A 16,997-nucleotide genomic window follows, 5' to 3' on the forward strand; every position below is an offset into this window, starting at 1 on the left:
GCCCCAGTTTTATTAAACGCGGCAAGATTATCACCTTGTCAATAGGACAAAGGCGTTAAATAGACGTAAAAAATAGAGCTAATTCGACCATCGAAAATTCCTGAAAAGAAAATAATGACTGCGCCATCTATCTGGAACTTTTGTCGTGTTTGTCGACCCGGGAGCTCGTTTTGTCCACTGTTTATACGAATTATTCTCTCTACGCTAAGCCGCGGGGTGCGCAATGACTGCAGCAGCGGCCCCGGCGCAAACACCGCCGAACAAAACCCAGGAATGGCTCACGCGCCTGCGCGCAAATCCTAAAATCCCCTTAATCGTCGCGGGCGCGGCGGCTATCGCCATCATTGTGGCGCTGACCTTATGGGCCAAACAGCCTGACTATAAAGTGCTGTACAGCAACCTGGCCGATCAGGACGGGGGGGCGATTGTCACCCAGCTGACCCAGATGAATATCCCTTATCGCTACTCCGACAACGGCAGCGCGATCGAAGTCCCGGCGGATAAAGTTTATGACCTGCGCCTGCGCCTCGCCCAGCAAGGCCTGCCCAAAGGCGGCGCGGTAGGCTTTGAGCTGTTAGATCAGGAAAAGTTTGGCATCAGCCAGTTTAGCGAGCAGGTGAACTACCAGCGCGCGCTGGAAGGCGAACTGGCCCGCACCATTGAAACGCTCGGCCCGGTGAAAAGCGCTCGCGTTCACCTCGCCATGCCAAAACCTTCTTTATTTGTTCGTGAACAAAAGTCCCCTTCCGCCTCCGTTACGCTGAGCCTGCAGCCAGGACGCGCGCTGGACGAAGGGCAGATCAGCGCCGTGGTGCATATGGTTTCCAGCGCCGTCGCCGGCCTGCCGCCGGGCAACGTTACGCTTGTGGATCAGGGCGGCCATTTGCTGACCCAGTCCAATACCGCCGGCCGTGATTTGAATGACGCCCAATTAAAATATTCCGCTGACGTGGAAAGCCGCTACCAGCGCCGTATCGAATCCATCCTTGGCCCAATCGTCGGCAACGGCAACGTTCACGCCCAGGTTACCGCGCAGATCGATTTTGCCAATAAAGAACAAACCGAAGAGCAGTATCGTCCGAATGCCGATCCGGCCCAGGCGGCGATCCGCTCGCGCCAGCTGAATCAGAGCGAGCAGGTTAACGGCCGCAATCCGGGCGGCGTGCCGGGCGCGCTGTCTAACCAGCCTGCGCCGCCGAACAACGCGCCTATTACTACGCCTGCGCAGCAAAACCCGGCCAACGGACAGGCTGCCAGCGCCGGACAGACCCAGTCCACCTCGACCTCTGCGCAAACGGGCTCCAGCAATACCCAGCGCGACGAGACGACCAACTACGAAGTAGACCGCACCATACGCCATACCAAACTCAACACTGGCGATATTCAGCGCCTGTCCGTTGCGGTGGTGGTGAATTACCGCCAGCTGGCCGACGGCAAGCCGCTGCCGTTGACGAACGATCAGCTCAAGCAAATCGAAGACCTGACGCGCGAAGCGATGGGTTATTCGGAAAAACGCGGCGATACGCTCAACGTGGTCAACTCGCCGTTTACCGCAAGCGAGGAAACCGGCGGCGAGCTGCCGTTCTGGCAACAGCAGTCGTTCTTCGATCTGCTGCTGTCCGCGGGCCGTTGGTTAGTGGTGCTGATTGTCGCCTGGCTGCTGTGGCGCAAGGCTATTCGCCCGCAGCTGCAGCGCAAGGCTGAAATCCAGAAGGCCCAGACCGAAGCCGTACGCCAGCGCGAAGAAGAAGATGAAGCCGTGTCTGTTCGCCTGAGCAAAGACGAACAGCAGCAGCAGCGTAAAGCCAACCAGCGCCTGAGCGCCGAAGTGATGAGCCAGCGTATCCGCGAAATGTCTGATAACGATCCGCGCGTCGTTGCGCTGGTTATCCGCCAATGGATGAGTAACGAACTATGAGTATTACCGGCACCGAAAAGAGCGCCATCCTGTTGATGACTATTGGCGAAGACCGCGCCGCTGAGGTGTTTAAGCACCTCAGCCCGCGAGAAGTGCAGCACGTAAGTGCGGCGATGGCGAACATCCGCCAGATCTCCAACAAGCAGCTGACCGACGTGCTGGCCGAGTTTGAGCAGGAAGCCGAACAGTTCGCCGCGCTGAGCATCAACGCCAACGATTATCTGCGTTCGGTGCTGATCAAAGCGCTGGGCGAAGAGCGCGCCTCAAGCCTGCTGGAAGATATTCTCGAAACGCGCGAAACCACCTCGGGCATGGAAACGCTCAACTTTATGGAGCCGCAGAGCGCGGCGGATCTTATCCGCGACGAGCATCCGCAGATTATCGCCACCATTCTTGTGCACCTCAAACGCGGTCAGGCAGCCGACATTCTGGCGCTGTTCGACGAGCGTCTGCGCAACGACGTGATGCTGCGTATCGCCACCTTCGGCGGCGTGCAGCCGGCGGCGCTGGCAGAGCTGACCGAGGTGTTAAACAACCTGCTCGACGGTCAGAACCTCAAGCGCAGCAAAATGGGCGGCGTGAGAACGGCGGCCGAAATCATCAACCTGATGAAAACGCAGCAGGAAGAGGCGGTTATCACCGCGGTTCGCGCCTTCGACGGCGAGCTGGCGCAGAAAATTATCGACGAGATGTTCCTGTTCGAAAACCTGGTGGAAGTGGACGACCGCAGCATCCAGCGCCTGCTGCAGGAAGTGGAGTCCGAATCGCTGCTCGTTGCCCTCAAAGGCGCAGAACAGCCGCTGCGCGAGAAGTTCCTGCGCAATATGTCGCAGCGTGCGGCCGATATCCTGCGCGACGATCTCTCCAACCGCGGCCCGGTTCGCCTGTCGCAGGTGGAGAACGAACAGAAAGCCATCCTGCTTATCGTGCGTCGTCTGGCCGAAACCGGCGAGATGGTGATTGGCACCAGCGAGGACACCTATGTCTAACCAGCTGCCATGGAAAATCTGGACGCCGGACGATTTGATGCCGGCCTCCAGCCCGGCGTTTGAAAGCCTGATGCCGCAGGAGATTTCCGCACAAGAGCCCCCGGCAGAAAGCGAGCCGGATTTACAGCAAACCCTGGCGATGATGCAGATGCAGGCGCATGAGCTGGGTCATAAAGAAGGCTATGCGGCCGGATACTCGGCAGGCGTTGAAGAAGGCCGTAAAGCCGGTTTTCAGCAGGGAATGGAACAGGGCGTCAACGAGGCCAAACAGCAGCAGGCTCCGGTGCATGCCCGCATGCAGCAGCTGGTCAGCGAGTTTCAGCACACGCTTGATGCCCTGGATAGCGTTATCGCTTCGCGCCTGATGCAAATGGCGCTGGAGGCGGCGCGCCAGGTCATCGGCCATACGCAGGGCATTGATAACTCGGCGCTGATTAAACAAATTCAGGGGCTGCTGCAGCAGGAGCCCTTGTTTAGCGGCAAACCGCAGCTGCGCGTCCACCCGGATGATTTACAGCGCGTGGAAGAGATGCTGGGCGCCACCTTAAGCCTGCACGGCTGGCGTTTACGCGGCGATCCGGGCCTGCACCAGGGCGGCTGCAAAGTCTCCGCCGATGAGGGCGATCTGGACGCCAGCGTCGCCACCCGCTGGCAGGAACTCTGCCGCCTTGCGGCTCCGGGAGTGCTGTGATGACCGCCCGGCTAACGCGCTGGCTTAACTCGCTGGACAGTTTTGAAGAGCGCATGGCGAAATTGCCCGGCGTGCGCCGCTACGGCCGCCTGACTCGCGCAACGGGTCTGGTGCTGGAGGCGACGGGCTTACAGCTTCCCCTCGGCGCCACCTGCATCATCGAGCAGCACACCCGTGAAGTGGAAGCCGAAGTCGTGGGCTTTAACGGCCACAAGCTGTTTTTAATGCCGCTTGAGGAAGTGGAAGGCATTTTGCCCGGCGCGCGCGTTTACGCGCGTTCGTCAAGCGAGGACGGATTACACAGCGGCAAACAGCTGCCGCTCGGCCCGGCTTTGCTGGGGCGCGTGCTGGACGGCAGCGGCCGCCCTCTGGACAGCCTGCCCGCGCCGGAAAGCACCACGTTCGGCGCGCTGGGCGCCGCTCCTTTTAACCCGTTACAGCGCACCCCTATCGAGCATGTCCTTGATGTCGGCGTGCGGCCAATCAATGCCCTGCTCACCGTCGGACGCGGGCAGCGTATGGGCCTGTTTGCAGGCTCCGGCGTCGGTAAAAGCGTGCTGCTGGGCATGATGGCCCGCTACACCCAGGCCGACGTGATTGTCGTCGGGCTGATTGGCGAGCGCGGCCGCGAGGTAAAAGATTTTATCGAGAACATTCTCGGCCCCGAAGGCCGGGCGCGCTCGGTGGTGATTGCCGCTCCCGCGGATGTTTCCCCGCTGCTGCGAATGCAGGGCGCGGCTTATGCCACGCGCATCGCCGAGGATTTCCGCGACCGCGGCCAGCACGTGCTGCTGATTATGGACTCTCTGACCCGCTACGCCATGGCGCAGCGTGAAATCGCGCTGGCGATCGGCGAGCCGCCGGCCACCAAAGGCTATCCGCCTTCCGTTTTCGCCAAGCTGCCCGCTCTGGTGGAGCGCGCCGGCAACGGTATCCACGGCGGCGGCTCGATCACCGCGTTTTATACCGTGCTGACCGAAGGGGACGATCAGCAGGATCCCATCGCGGATTCCGCTCGCGCCATTCTTGACGGACACATTGTTCTCTCCCGTCGTCTCGCCGAGGCGGGGCACTATCCGGCGATCGATATCGAGGCATCCATTAGCCGCGCCATGACGGCGCTGATCAGCGACCAGCACTATGCGCGGGTGCGCAATTTCAAACAGCTGCTGTCCAGCTTCCAGCGTAACCGCGATCTGGTGAGCGTTGGCGCCTATGCCAAAGGCAGCGACCCGATGCTCGACAAAGCCATTGCGCTCTGGCCGCATCTGGAAGCCTTTTTGCAGCAGGGAATTTTTGAACGCAGCGGCTGGGAAGATGCCTGCTCGGCGCTAGAGCTTATCTTCCCGACGGCTTGATGAGAGGTAACCATGAGCCAAAGCACAGCACTCGACACTTTGCACGATCTCGCCGAGAAAGAGGTGGAGAACGCGGCCTTACGTTTAGGCGAAATGCGCAAAGGATTCCAGCAGGCGGAAGAGCAGCTCAATATGCTGATTAACTACCAGTTTGAGTACAGCACTAACCTGAACAACAGCATGAGCCAGGGCATTGCGAGCACGCGCTGGCAAAACTATCAGCAGTTTATCCAGACGCTCGAAAAGGCCATCGATCAGCACCGCCAGCAGCTGAGCAAATGGACTAACAAAGTCGATCAGGCCCTGAGCTGCTGGCAGGAAAAACAAAAAAGGCTGCAGGCCTGGCAAACCCTGCGGGAGCGTAAAGCCGCCGAAACCCTGCTGGCGGAAAACCGGCTCGATCAGAAACAGATGGATGAATACGCCCAGCGGGCATCAATGAGGAAAGGCGAATGATCAAACTACCTCTGGTAAACACCACGCCCGATATTGACAGCGGCCAGGCCGGCGCAGCGCCTGGCGCGGGTGAAAACGGTCTGAGCGAAGAGTTCCAGAATTTATTCAGCAAGGCGATATCAGGCGAGCCAGCCGTTGAAGACGGTAAAACGCAGCTGCTCGACGCGGCGCTGGCTAAAGTCGCGGGCCAGGATCTTAATGCGCAGGATATCAGCGCCGCGCTGGGCAAAGCCGCAGGCCAGGAGCTCAATGCGCAGGATATCAGCGCCGCGCTGGGCAAAACCGCAGGCCAGGATCTCAGTGCGCAGGACACCAGCGCCGGCAAAACCAAGCTCGCGGACCTGTTTAACAAGCTGGACGCGGATAAACCCGCGGCCCTTTCCGCCCTGCTGGCAAATATTGGGAGAGCTACCGGCGCGGATAAAACCGCGCAGGCTGACGCAGAGAAAGAGGCCACGCATAATCTGAGCACCGCGGATATGCAGGCGCTGAGCGCGCTCTTCGCCATGCTGCCGCAGCAGAATACCGCAACGCCTGCAACGGCCCTGACCGCGTCGGCCGGGAAAGATAGCGATGAAACCTCATCCTTAAGCACGCTGCTGGCGGGCGGCGGAGCGCAGCAAAAATCTCCCGCTGGCCGCGCCGACAGTAGCCAGAAAGCCGCAGACAAGGCCCAGACAACCGATACCGCCTTTGGCGCTAAACCCGTTGGGGCAACAGCAAATCAGGCCGCAGATAACAATGCGTCCCCGGTGGTAACCCTTGATAAAGACGGCCGCGACAACGCGGTCAGCAATAACGTCACGCCGACGGTCAGTACGCCGACCATCAGCAGCGCCACCGTCAGCACGCCGCTAAGCACGCATGTCGCAACGCCGGTTGCCCCGCAGATTAGCGCCCAACTGGGAAGCCAGGAGTGGCAACAGGCGGTCAGCCAGCACGTGACGCTGTTTACCCGCCAGGGTCAGCAAAGCGCCGAGCTGCGCCTGCATCCTGAGGATCTGGGACAAATCCAGATAAGCCTCCGGCTTGAGGATAACCAGGCCCAGCTGCAGATGACCTCGCCGCACAGCCACGTGCGCGCCGCGCTGGAAGCGACGCTGCCCGCGTTGCGCACCGCCCTTGCAGAAAGCGGCATTCAGCTCGGCCAGAGCAGCATCAGCAGCGAAAGTTTTGCCCAGCAACAGCAGCAGTCGGGCCAGCAGCAGCAGCCTTCATCACGCTCAGCGGGCAGCTTCCCTTCCCCGGCCGGCGAGGCTGAGCCCCTCGCCGTTCCTGCCAGCGTGCAGCGCCTCGCCTCGGGGAATAACGCCGTGGACATTTTCGCCTGATAATTGCAACAAGGTGTAAACGGCAGAGGTAACAACAAATATCCCGTGTTTTCCAGGCTTTGATAGTCGGGCAACGCGGGATAATCGCCCCATAAAGCAGTACCGATACAGGAATAAAGCGTGATATGACCGACATAGCTCAGACCAAAGGCCGCAAGCGCTCCATCTGGATGCCGTTACTGGTCCTGATAACCCTCGCCGCGTGCGCTACCGCAGGTTACAGCTACTGGCGGATGCAGCAGCAGCCCACCGCCACCCAGGCTGACAAACCAGAGCCGCCGCCTGCGCCGGTCTTTTTCGCGCTGGATACCTTTACCGTCAATCTTGGCGACGCGGATCGCGTGCTGTACGTCGGCATTACGCTGCGCCTGAAAGACGATGCGACTCGTCAGCGCCTGAGCGAATTCCTGCCGGAAGTGCGCAGCCGCCTGCTGCTGCTGTTTTCCCGTCAGGATGCCGCGGCCCTTGCGACAGACGAAGGCAAGCAGAAGCTGGTAGAAGCGATTAAAAACACGCTGGCGCCGCCTCTGGTTGCCGGTCAACCTCAACAGGTAGTCAGCGACGTGCTGTATACCGCCTTTATTTTGCGGTAAATCATGGCCGACAGCATTCTTTCACAGGCCGAAATTGATGCGCTGTTAAACGGCGACGCCGAGAGCAGCGACGAACCGAAAGCCGGGGCGGCGAGTGAAACCGACATTCGCCCCTACGATCCTAATACCCAGCGCCGCGTGGTGCGCGAACGCCTGCAGGCGCTGGAAATTATCAATGAACGCTTTGCCCGTCAGTTCCGGATGGGGCTGTTTAACCTGCTGCGCCGCAGCCCGGATATTACCGTCGGCGCGATTCGCATCCAGCCTTATCATGAGTTTGCGCGCAACCTTCCGGTGCCGACCAACCTCAACCTGATGCATCTTAAACCGCTGCGCGGCACCGGCCTGTTCGTCTTTTCGCCAAGCCTTGTGTTTATTGCGGTAGATAACCTGTTTGGCGGCGACGGCCCGCTTCCCAACCAAGGTTGAAGGGCGCGAGTTTACCCATACCGAGCAGCGCGTTATTAACCGCATGCTTAAGCTGGCGCTTGAAGCTTACAGCGACGCATGGAAAGCCATTTATCCGCTTGACGTGGAGTATGTGCGTTCCGAAATGCAGGTGAAATTCACCAATATCACCACCTCGCCAAACGACATCGTGGTGAATACGCCTTTCCATGTCGAAATCGGCAACCTGACCGGCGAATTCAATATCTGTCTGCCGTTTAGCATGATTGAGCCGCTGCGCGAGCTGCTGGTGAACCCGCCGCTGGAAAACTCCCGGCAGGAAGACCAAAGCTGGCGCGACACGCTGGTGCGCCAGGTGCAACATTCCGAGCTGGAGCTGGTGGCGAACTTCGCCGATATCCCGCTCAGGCTGTCACAAATACTGAAACTAAAACCTGGCGACGTGCTGCCAGTCGACAAGCCGGATCGCATTCTCGCACACGTCGACGGCGTACCGGTGCTGACCAGTCAATACGGCACGCTAAACGGCCAGTACGCCCTGCGCGTCGAACACTTGATCAACCCGATACTGAATTCGCTGAATGAGGAACAGCCCAAATGAGTGATATTAATCAACCGTCCGACGACAATGCAGGCTCCGTGGACGATCTGTGGGCTGATGCGTTGAACGAACAAAAAGGCTCCGGCAAGAGCTCCGCCGACAGCGTGTTCCGCGCGCTGGAAAACAACGATATCGTAGGCTCGATGCAGGATATCGACCTGATTATGGATATCCCGGTCAAGCTGACCGTGGAGTTAGGTCGCACCCGCATGACCATTAAAGAGCTGCTGCGCCTGTCGCAGGGTTCCGTGGTGGCCCTTGACGGCCTGGCCGGCGAGCCGCTGGATATTCTGATCAACGGCTATCTGATAGCCCAGGGCGAGGTCGTGGTCGTGGCCGATAAATACGGCGTGCGCATCACCGATATCATCACGCCGTCGGAACGTATGCGTCGCCTGAGCCGTTAACAGCATGAAAACCCAGACCACCGTCCAGCAGCAACCCGCCGTCAGTTCCGGCTCGCCTTTAGTGCAGGTGAGCGGAGCCTTAACGGCGATTATTTTGTTTATCCTGCTGGCGGCATGGCTGGCTAAACGCTTTGGCCTCGCCGGCAAAACCGGCTCCGCAAAGGGACTTAAGGTCAGCGCCAGCTGCAGCCTTGGCCCGCGCGAGCGCGTTGTGATTGTCGATGTGGATGACGCCCGCCTGGTGCTGGGCGTTACCGCCACGCAGATCGCGCATTTACACACTCTTCCGCCCGCGCCGGCGGAAGCTGCTCCTCAGCCTGCCGAACAGGCGGATTTCCAGAACCTGATGAAAAACCTGCTTAAACGTAACGGGAAAGCCTGATGAAACGTTTTCTCTCCTTCTCGTTAATGGGCCTGCTGGTCAGCCTGCTGTTCGTTACCCCGCAGGCGCTGGCGCAGCTGCCGGGGCTGGTAAGCCAGCCGATGCCGAACGGCGGCCAGAGCTGGTCGCTGCCGGTTCAGACGCTGGTGTTTATTACCTCGCTGACCTTCCTGCCCGCGATTTTACTGATGATGACCAGCTTTACGCGCATCATCATCGTATTCGGCCTGCTGCGAAACGCGCTGGGCACGCCTTCTGCCCCGCCAAACCAGGTGATGGTCGGCCTGGCGCTGTTTCTGACCTTTTTTATTATGTCGCCGGTATTCGACAAGATTTATACCGACGCCTACCAGCCGTTTAGTGAAAACAAAATTGAGATGCCGGAAGCTATCGATAAAGGCGCCCAGCCGCTGCGCGAGTTTATGCTGCGCCAGACGCGCGAAGCGGATCTGGGCCTGTTTGCTCGTCTGGCAAATACGCCTGCGATAGAGGGGCCGGAAGCGGTGCCCATGCGTATTCTGCTGCCGGCCTACGTCACCAGCGAGCTGAAAACGGCTTTCCAGATTGGCTTTACGGTGTTTATTCCGTTTCTGATTATCGACCTCGTCGTCGCCAGCGTGCTGATGGCGCTGGGGATGATGATGGTACCGCCTGCGACCATCGCCCTGCCCTTCAAGCTTATGCTCTTCGTGCTGGTTGACGGCTGGCAGCTGCTGGTGGGCTCCCTTGCGCAAAGCTTCTACAGTTAAGGTAATAAGATGACGCCTGAATCGGTCATGATGATGGGCACCGAGGCAATGAAAGTTGCCCTGGCGCTCGCGGCACCGCTGCTGCTGGTTGCGCTGGTAACCGGCCTGATTATCTCCATGCTGCAGGCGGCGACGCAGATTAACGAAATGACGCTGTCGTTCATTCCGAAGATCCTCGCCGTCTTCGTCACCATGATTGTGGCAGGGCCGTGGATGCTTAATCTGCTGCTTGACTATATGCGCACGCTGTTCACCAATTTGCCGACGATGATTGGATGATCCACGTCGATAGCGACCAGTGGCTGAATTTACTGAGCATGGGCTTCTGGCCCTTTTTGCGCATTATGGCGCTTATCAGTACCGCCCCTATTCTTAGCGAGCGTTCCATCTCCAAAAAGGTAAAAATCGGCCTTGCGCTGATGATCACCTGGATTGTGGCCCCTACGCTTCCCATGAGCGGCGTGACTATTTTCTCCCCCTCGGGCTTCTGGCTTGCGGCGCAGCAAATATTAATCGGCATTATGCTGGGCTTTACCATGCAGTTCGCCTTCGCCGCGATTCGTACCGCCGGTGAGATTATCGGCCTGCAAATGGGCCCTCTCTTTCGCCACCTTCTTCGACCCCGGCAGCCACCTGAATATGCCGGTGCTGGCGCGCTTTATGGATATGCTGGCGATGCTGCTGTTCCTGACGTTTAACGGGCATCTGTGGCTGATTTCGATGCTGGTGGACACTTTCCATACCCTGCCCATCGGCGGCGATCCCGTTAACAGTAACGCATTTATGGCGCTGACCCGCGCAGGCGGACTGATTTTCCTCAACGGGCTTATGCTTGCCCTGCCTTTAGTCACCCTGCTGCTGACGCTTAATATCGCGCTCGGCTTGTTAAACCGCATGGCGCCGCAGCTTTCCGTATTTGTGATTGGTTTTCCGGTCACGCTCTCTATTGGCATGCTGGTTATGGCCGCGCTGATGCCGCTGGTCGCGCCTTTTGCCGAACACCTATTTAGTGAAATATTTGACCTGCTGGCGGATATAGTGAGCGAAATTCCCGCCAATTAACCCCCAGCCTTTATAATGCCTCTCTGAGGTTATTCCTAAAATGCATTTCAAATAACATCTACCAGGATAACTCCGACGCGGGATATATGTTTTTACTTATCTCACAGTTCACAACATTTACTTTACTTTGAGAACTTTCCTGGCAAATTATACATAACTTTACGGGATAGTAATCCCGCCTGAAAATACTTCCGTATGGTCAGTTAACTGCAGCTCAAGCCAATGGCTGGCAAGCATTTTCCCCCGCCATGCTGCTTGAATGGAGGGGATGTCCGGAAGTGCTGGCAGGGATAGTTTCGTAATGGGGAGGCGCTAACAAAGCGGCCAACTGATATCGTTGCTGAACAGATAATACACTTAGTGAGGGTTTGCTATGTCAACGATTATTATGGACTTATGCAGTTATACCCGGCTGGGGCTAACCGGCTATCTGGCTAGCCGCGGGATTAGAAAACGGCAGATTACCGACGTTTCAGACGTAGAAGAGCTGGCGCAGGCGTGCCAGTCGCAGGCGCCCAGCGTGGTGTTTATTAATGAAGACTGCTTTATTCACGACCCGCAAAGCAGTCAGCGCATAAAGCAGATCATTAATCAGCATCCCGGCACGCTGTTTTTGGTTTTCATGGCGATTGCTAATATCCATTTCGATGAATATCTGCTGGTGCGAAATAACCTGCTTATCAGTTCGAAATCCATCAAGCCGGAGTCGCTAGACGAAATTCTCGAAGAGTATTTAGCAAAAAATGCGCAATGCATCGGGCATATTAATTTACCCACGCTGTCATTAAGCCGTACCGAATCGAGCATGTTGAAAATGTGGATGTCAGGCCAGGGGACGATTCAGATATCCGACCAAATGAACATCAAAGCCAAAACCGTGTCATCGCACAAGGGTAATATCAAACGCAAAATAAAAACGCATAATAAACAGGTGATATATCATGTCGTGCGCCTGACGGATAATGTCACCAACGGGATTTTTGTTAACCTGCGTTAATTTTTAACCTGCTTCTGCCCTACTCTTATTCAAAGAACAGCCAGGATGCCCTCGGTATTCTCCAGCATCAGTGGAGAAGACCGGCGTGAGGGCGATCCGTGCGGGCCTGGTGGCTACTGTTCCATCTGCTCGACAAAAATTCCGTCGGGATGCCCCGTCTCGTTAAAGAACCAGATACCCAGCGGATAATCCTCAAGGGAAACCAGATACATGGTGCCCTCGCTAAACTGCTCTACGGCCAGCACTACACCCGCACGGCGAGGACCGCCATCGGTCTTTACGGTTACGCGATCGTTGATATTCATCACAAAATCCTCCCAGATTCTTTGTGCCCAGTGTAGATCAAAAACGTCTCATTCGCATGACGCATGCGCCCTTTGCGAAGCATTTTGGCAAGGCGTCTATACTTAAGGCTGGCAAGCTGCAGGAGGAGATGACATGAAGACCGCAAAAGAGTTCAGCGAAACGGCGCATCGCGAGGTCAACATCGACGTTGATGCCCTGCTGGCGGCGATCAACGAAATCAGCGAGAGTGAAGTAAGGCGCGCAGATAGCGAGGAAAATCCGCAGCGGGTCAGCGTCGATGGCCGGACATGGCATAGCTATACCGAGCTTGCGGAAGCCTTTGAACTGGATATCCACGATTTCAGCGTCAGTGAAGTGAACAGATAAAGGAAAAAGCATCCCGGCCGGGGAGCCGGGATGTAAAAGCATTATTCATGCAAGAAGCATTTGAAATTCGCTACATCAGGAAATCTGATGTCGCTATTCACCTTACTGCAAATTTTTTGTAAAACAAGGATATATTTCTTACATGAATGATTACCATTCCACACATTCACCACATAATTCCTTCATCAATCCCCGATGGAACAAGCCTTGCGGTAACGATCCCATTATACCGAAGCGATAAGCTTGATAATTAATTGAGAGTAATCCTAACGAGGAAACCCAATGCCACATCTGCACGACTCGCTCCTTATTGTCACCGATCTTGACGGTACCCTGCTGGACCACCACACCTACCGTTGGGAAGCTGCGAGCGGCTGGCTGGGCGTCTTTAAACAGCACGACGTCCCCGTGGTGCTGTGCAGCAGCAAAAGCGCCGCCGAGACTATTGAGTGGCAAAAAGAATTAGGCATCATCGGGCAGCCTTTTATCGCTGAAAACGGCGCGGTGATACAGCTCGACGAGCGCTGGAGCGACAGCGACGGCTTTCCGCGGCGCATCGCGGGCATCAGCCACGATGAGTTAATGCCTTTGCTGAACAATCTGCGGGAGCAGCACGGCTTTAAATTTACCTGCTTTGCGGACGTGGATGAAAAAACGCTTATTGAATGGACCGGGTTAACGCACCGACAGGCGGTTCTGGCGCGGCTCAGGGAAGCATCGGAAGCCTTTATCTGGCGGGATTCGCCGGAGAGGTTCAGCGCTTTTGCCGACGTCGTAGCGCAGCAGGGTTTGCTGCTGGCTCAGGACGGCCTGTTCTGGCACGTTTCAGGCGTGCAGAGCGACAAAGGCCAGGCGCTGCGCTGGCTGTATCAGCAATACCAGCGCAACACGGGGAAAAACTATATCACCATAGGCCTGGGCGATGGCCCGAACGATGCGGTGCTGCTTGATAACGTTGATTACGCGGTGGTGGTAAAAGGCTACAGCCGCGAACCCGTTATTTTACGCAGTGACAACCCCGCGCGGGTTTACCATAGCCTCAACTATGGTCCGCAGGGCTGGAAGGAAGGGCTGGATCATTTTATTCCGGCCGAATAACGCGGGCTAGTGACGGATACAAACCTGATTGCGCCCGGCCTGCTTGGCTTTGTACAGCCGCTGGTCGGCGCAGGATTGCAGGCGCTCGAAATTATAGTCGCGCAATTCCTCAGCGCAGCTCACCCCAAAGGAAGCGCTGATTTTCACCGTATTGCCCTGCTTTAGCAGCAGCTCCTTGCTGCTTATGCGCGCTCTTATGCGCTCGGCTATCTGCGCTGCCTCATCAAGCGTGGCTCCCGGAAGCACAACGCAAAACTCCTCGCCCCCCACGCGTCCGGCCACATCTTCCGCTCGCAGGGAGCCCGCTAGAATCGCCGCCGCATGGGCCAGCACCTTATCGCCGCCGTGGTGGCCAAAACGGTCATTAACGCTTTTAAAGAAGTCGAGATCCATCTGGATAACCGCAAAAGGCCGCGCCTGTTGCTCACACCGGGCAGCCAGACGATGGGCGATATCAAAAAACGCACCGCGGCTGTATAAATTGGTCAGCGTGTCGTAATCGGCGCGCCAGCTCAGCTTGCGCTGGAGCTTAAGCATATTGCTCACCAGCCGGCGGATGACCAGCCAGGAAGCGGCCAGCATCAGGGTAAACAGCAGCCATAAGATGCTCAGCACGATGCTGATGCGGCCAAACTCGCCCCGCATGCTCTCTTCAAGCGTATGGACCTTAATCAGCAGGCCGTCGAAATTATTGAGTTTCGACCAGGTGATAAAACGGCTGTCCATACGCAGCTCGCCCTCGTCGCCCCGCTTCGCGTTGTCCATATGCATGGCTATTTCAGCCTGCTGCGCTTGCGTAAACAGGGCCTGACGAGGCGGTTTATCGTCCGAGCTGGCGATAAGCGTGAAGTGCTTGTCGACCAGCAGGACGGTGCCTTCCCGTTCGCTATGGCGCGCCTCGCTTAAAAATTTATTCATCGATTCAATGGGGAAGTCCATCGCCAGTACGCCATACCAATGATTGTTATCGTCAAGCGGAACGGAGGCCGTAATGATTTGCCCGTTTTCCGTATTCGGGTCGCAGGCGTGCGTCCATTGCAGCCGGCGGCCGGGATTATTAAGCGGCGACTGGGAAGAAAAATAGGGTTGGGTCACCAGCCGGGAATAGAGGGAAATGATTTGCGGATCGTTGTTCGGCGGCGTGTTGGCCAGGAAAAAACCGGCCCTGGAAGCATAGAAAATATGGCGTTGCAGATCCCTTGTGCGGTCGGAATGCTGCATGATGTAGCTAAATTCCAGCGCCGCCTCCAGCTCACCGTGCATCCTCTCTTCATGACGGCCAAGCAGGGCATTGCCGTTCACGAACTCATCGGAAACGCCGCTGATCGGCAGGCTGCGGCTGGTATCAAGGCGCAGCTGCCAGAACGGCTGCGTGCGGCTGTTTTCGAAGGCGGCCAGCGCCCTGCGCGACTTATCGGTAGAAATGGGCGACTGGAGCGCGTAATGCATGGTATTGCGATAGAACAGCAGGTTATCGATGTTGTACTGCAGCTGCCTGTCCAGCGCGGTAGTGACGTTATAAAGGCTGTTTCGCTGGTTGGCGACGTAGGCGTTCTCAAGCACCACCACTTCCCGCCAGGTCAGCATGGTTGAGAAAATAAACACGATGATAAAACAGAGGTTAACGACTCTCTGAGGTCTTCTGAAGCGGCTGATGACCCTCTGTATCGCATTCCCTGTCACGCACCACGCTCCCTGACTGCAGCTTAATTTGGAAAACTCAGTGGCCGGAGATTTTTATCCCCCGGCACCAGCCGGGTATTATGCATAAATTAACAGGCTGACACCCAGGAAAAGTCTTAAGGCGGGTTTTAAAGCGGGATTTTTATGAGGACGCCGCTGAATTCGCACAGGCCTTAACCGCCTGGCCGGACTACGGAAAAGAATCAGTCGGCCGCAGGCAAAAAAATACCCGGCGCACGGGGGCCGGGTATTTCTGCCGTTATCCTTGCGTCTGCTCCCTCATCGCCGTAGGCGCCAGGTCATCCTCGCGGAAGGCCTCGCGTTTTACGCCATATCCGTCATACCAGCGACACTCCACCATACCGCTGGAAAACCCGGTAACGATCATCCTTGGGCCACCATTTTTAGGCTGGACTTCATCGCTGACCACATAGACCATAACTGCCTCCTGTATCAGGGGTGAAAACTTTTACAGTTATAGTCAAAAAGCAGCATTTTTGCCCAGCTTGCGGCGCAAATTTATGCAAATTCTTAGTGGGCAGCCCTGCCGCGCAGATGGTTTATGCCGTTTACCGCCGCTAAAACTAACGCCCCGACGATAAAGCCGAGCACCACGTTGACCAGCGTCGGCGCGAGCAGATGCACCACCCCGCCCGCCTTTGCGGTCCAGTTTTCAATCGCGTGGTGTAAGGCGGGAATGCCGTGGACCAGAATCCCGCCGCCGACAAGAAACATCGCCAGCGTGCCGACGACGGAGAGAAACTTCATCAGCCACGGCGCAAGCACCAGCAGCGCCTTACCCAGCCCCTGCGCTATCTTCGAGCCTTTATCCGCAAGCCAGTAGCCCAAATCGTCCAGCTTGACGATCATGCCCACCAGGCCATATACGCCCACGGTAACCAGAATCGCAATGCCGGCTAATATCAGCACCTGGTTGAGCAAGGGCGCATCGGCGACGATACCGAGCGTAATAGCGACGATTTCGGCAGAGAGAATAAAATCGGTGCGTATAGCGCCTTTGACCTTATCCTTTTCATAAACCATCGGATCCTGCGCCCTCACCGCATCAAGACGCGCTTTCTTTTCCTCCGGCGTCTCTTTGTGTTTGCGCGCCTGAAAACTGTGCACCACCTTCTCTACGCCTTCAAAGCATAAAAACGCTCCGCCCACCATTAACAGCGGCGTTATCGCCCAGGGCGCAAAAGCGCTGATCACCAGCGCCAGCGGCACCAGAATAAGTTTATTAAGAAAAGAGCCTTTCGCCACGCTCCATACCACCGGCAGCTCGCGGTTGGCGCGAACCCCCGACACCTGTTGGGCGTTGAGCGAGAGATCATCCCCGAGTACGCCAGCGGTTTTTTTTGCCGCCACCTTGCCCATCATCGAGATATCGTCCAGCAGCGTCGCGATATCATCAAGAAGCGTTAGTAAGCTACTTCCGGCCAAAATCATCATCCTTTTTTGTTGGTTTGCTTTTTAGTATGGAGCAAAACCCGGCGCGCGAAAATCAAAGTCATATGTCAACGAAAATTAACAAGACAATAACAAGTAAAATACTCGCCAGGCTGATAGTTTTGACGTTAACTATTATGCTCGTCAAAG

18 protein-coding genes and 2 pseudogenes are annotated in these 16,997 nt (G+C 56.9%); 16 read left to right on the forward strand and 4 right to left on the reverse strand.

Features of this window, described 5'->3' with window-relative positions; translation table 11 throughout:
* Positions 1–223: 223 nt before the first annotated feature.
* The 14 genes and pseudogenes from fliF to rcsA all read left to right on the forward strand — a co-directional run bounded on the left by fliF (position 224) and on the right by rcsA (position 11,942).
* Positions 224–1,918, forward strand: coding sequence for a flagellar basal-body MS-ring/collar protein FliF (fliF, locus tag WLO32_RS12705; protein WP_435945459.1), 1,695 nt, complete (start codon positions 224–226; stop codon positions 1,916–1,918).
* The gene (gene fliG, locus WLO32_RS12710; RefSeq protein ID WP_435945460.1) at positions 1,915–2,907 is read left to right on the forward strand and encodes a flagellar motor switch protein FliG; all 993 of its coding nucleotides are present in this window, start codon (positions 1,915–1,917) and stop codon (positions 2,905–2,907) included. The genes fliF and fliG overlap by 4 nt, the downstream gene beginning before the upstream one ends.
* A complete protein-coding gene (gene fliH / locus WLO32_RS12715; protein ID WP_435945461.1) occupies positions 2,900–3,598 on the forward strand; it encodes a flagellar assembly protein FliH in 699 nt (232 codons plus the stop codon). The genes fliG and fliH overlap by 8 nt, the downstream gene beginning before the upstream one ends.
* A complete protein-coding gene (gene fliI, locus WLO32_RS12720) occupies positions 3,598–4,956 on the forward strand; it encodes a flagellar protein export ATPase FliI (RefSeq protein ID WP_435945462.1) in 1,359 nt (452 codons plus the stop codon). The genes fliH and fliI overlap by 1 nt, the downstream gene beginning before the upstream one ends.
* Positions 4,957–4,968: 12 nt before the next feature.
* The gene (gene fliJ / locus WLO32_RS12725) at positions 4,969–5,412 is read left to right on the forward strand and encodes a flagellar export protein FliJ (RefSeq protein WP_435945463.1); all 444 of its coding nucleotides are present in this window, start codon (positions 4,969–4,971) and stop codon (positions 5,410–5,412) included.
* Positions 5,409–6,743, forward strand: coding sequence for a flagellar hook-length control protein FliK (locus tag WLO32_RS12730; RefSeq protein WP_435945464.1), 1,335 nt, complete (start codon positions 5,409–5,411; stop codon positions 6,741–6,743). Before fliJ ends, WLO32_RS12730 begins: the two co-directional genes overlap by 4 nt.
* Positions 6,744–6,868: 125 nt before the next feature.
* Positions 6,869–7,336: a flagellar basal body-associated protein FliL gene (fliL, locus tag WLO32_RS12735; RefSeq protein WP_435945465.1), complete on the forward strand. Its 468-nt coding sequence runs from the start codon at positions 6,869–6,871 to the stop codon at positions 7,334–7,336.
* Between the two features lie 3 nt (positions 7,337–7,339).
* Positions 7,340–8,345: pseudogene (fliM, locus tag WLO32_RS12740) on the forward strand (flagellar motor switch protein FliM).
* Positions 8,342–8,752, forward strand: coding sequence for a flagellar motor switch protein FliN (gene fliN / locus WLO32_RS12745; RefSeq protein WP_435945466.1), 411 nt, complete (start codon positions 8,342–8,344; stop codon positions 8,750–8,752). The pseudogene fliM and the gene fliN overlap by 4 nt, the downstream one beginning before the upstream one ends.
* 4 nt (positions 8,753–8,756) lie before the next feature.
* Positions 8,757–9,134 carry a flagellar biosynthetic protein FliO gene (fliO, locus tag WLO32_RS12750; RefSeq protein WP_435945467.1) on the forward strand — a complete coding sequence of 126 codons (378 nt, stop codon included), beginning with the start codon at positions 8,757–8,759 and terminating at the stop codon, positions 9,132–9,134.
* Entirely contained in the window at positions 9,134–9,883 is a 750-nt protein-coding gene (fliP, locus tag WLO32_RS12755) for a flagellar type III secretion system pore protein FliP (protein WP_435945468.1), read from the forward strand. Before fliO ends, fliP begins: the two co-directional genes overlap by 1 nt.
* A 9-nt stretch (positions 9,884–9,892) precedes the next feature.
* Positions 9,893–10,162 (forward strand): flagellar biosynthesis protein FliQ, encoded by a 270-nt coding sequence (gene fliQ, locus WLO32_RS12760; RefSeq protein WP_435945469.1) that lies wholly within the window; start codon positions 9,893–9,895, stop codon positions 10,160–10,162.
* Positions 10,159–10,945: pseudogene (gene fliR / locus WLO32_RS12765) on the forward strand (flagellar biosynthetic protein FliR). The gene fliQ and the pseudogene fliR overlap by 4 nt, the downstream one beginning before the upstream one ends.
* Before the next feature lie 373 nt (positions 10,946–11,318).
* Complete coding sequence (gene rcsA, locus WLO32_RS12770; RefSeq protein ID WP_435945470.1) at positions 11,319–11,942, forward strand: transcriptional regulator RcsA; 624 nt, start codon at positions 11,319–11,321, stop codon at positions 11,940–11,942.
* Between the two features lie 113 nt (positions 11,943–12,055).
* Here rcsA and dsrB read toward each other — a convergent pair whose 3' ends face one another.
* Positions 12,056–12,247 carry a protein DsrB gene (dsrB, locus tag WLO32_RS12775; protein WP_435945471.1) on the reverse strand — a complete coding sequence of 64 codons (192 nt, stop codon included), beginning with the start codon at positions 12,245–12,247 and terminating at the stop codon, positions 12,056–12,058.
* Positions 12,248–12,380: 133 nt separating this feature from the next.
* Between dsrB and yodD the strand changes: the two genes are divergently transcribed.
* The gene (gene yodD, locus WLO32_RS12780) at positions 12,381–12,614 is read left to right on the forward strand and encodes a YodD family peroxide/acid resistance protein (RefSeq protein ID WP_435945472.1); all 234 of its coding nucleotides are present in this window, start codon (positions 12,381–12,383) and stop codon (positions 12,612–12,614) included.
* Between the two features lie 282 nt (positions 12,615–12,896).
* Positions 12,897–13,712 (forward strand): mannosyl-3-phosphoglycerate phosphatase-related protein, encoded by an 816-nt coding sequence (locus WLO32_RS12785; protein WP_435945473.1) that lies wholly within the window; start codon positions 12,897–12,899, stop codon positions 13,710–13,712.
* 6 nt (positions 13,713–13,718) lie between these two features.
* Here WLO32_RS12785 and dgcQ read toward each other — a convergent pair whose 3' ends face one another.
* The 3 genes from dgcQ to WLO32_RS12800 all read right to left on the reverse strand — a co-directional run bounded on the left by dgcQ (position 13,719) and on the right by WLO32_RS12800 (position 16,841).
* Positions 13,719–15,395 carry a cellulose biosynthesis regulator diguanylate cyclase DgcQ gene (gene dgcQ / locus WLO32_RS12790; protein WP_435945474.1) on the reverse strand — a complete coding sequence of 559 codons (1,677 nt, stop codon included), beginning with the start codon at positions 15,393–15,395 and terminating at the stop codon, positions 13,719–13,721.
* Between the two features lie 259 nt (positions 15,396–15,654).
* Positions 15,655–15,834, reverse strand: coding sequence for a YodC family protein (locus WLO32_RS12795; protein ID WP_435945475.1), 180 nt, complete (start codon positions 15,832–15,834; stop codon positions 15,655–15,657).
* 92 nt (positions 15,835–15,926) lie between these two features.
* Entirely contained in the window at positions 15,927–16,841 is a 915-nt protein-coding gene (locus WLO32_RS12800; RefSeq protein WP_435945476.1) for a DUF808 family protein, read from the reverse strand.
* Positions 16,842–16,997 lie beyond the last annotated feature (156 nt).

This window comes from Dryocola mayonis, from assembly GCF_051307045.1.
Classification (GTDB): Bacteria; Pseudomonadota; Gammaproteobacteria; order Enterobacterales; family Enterobacteriaceae; genus Dryocola.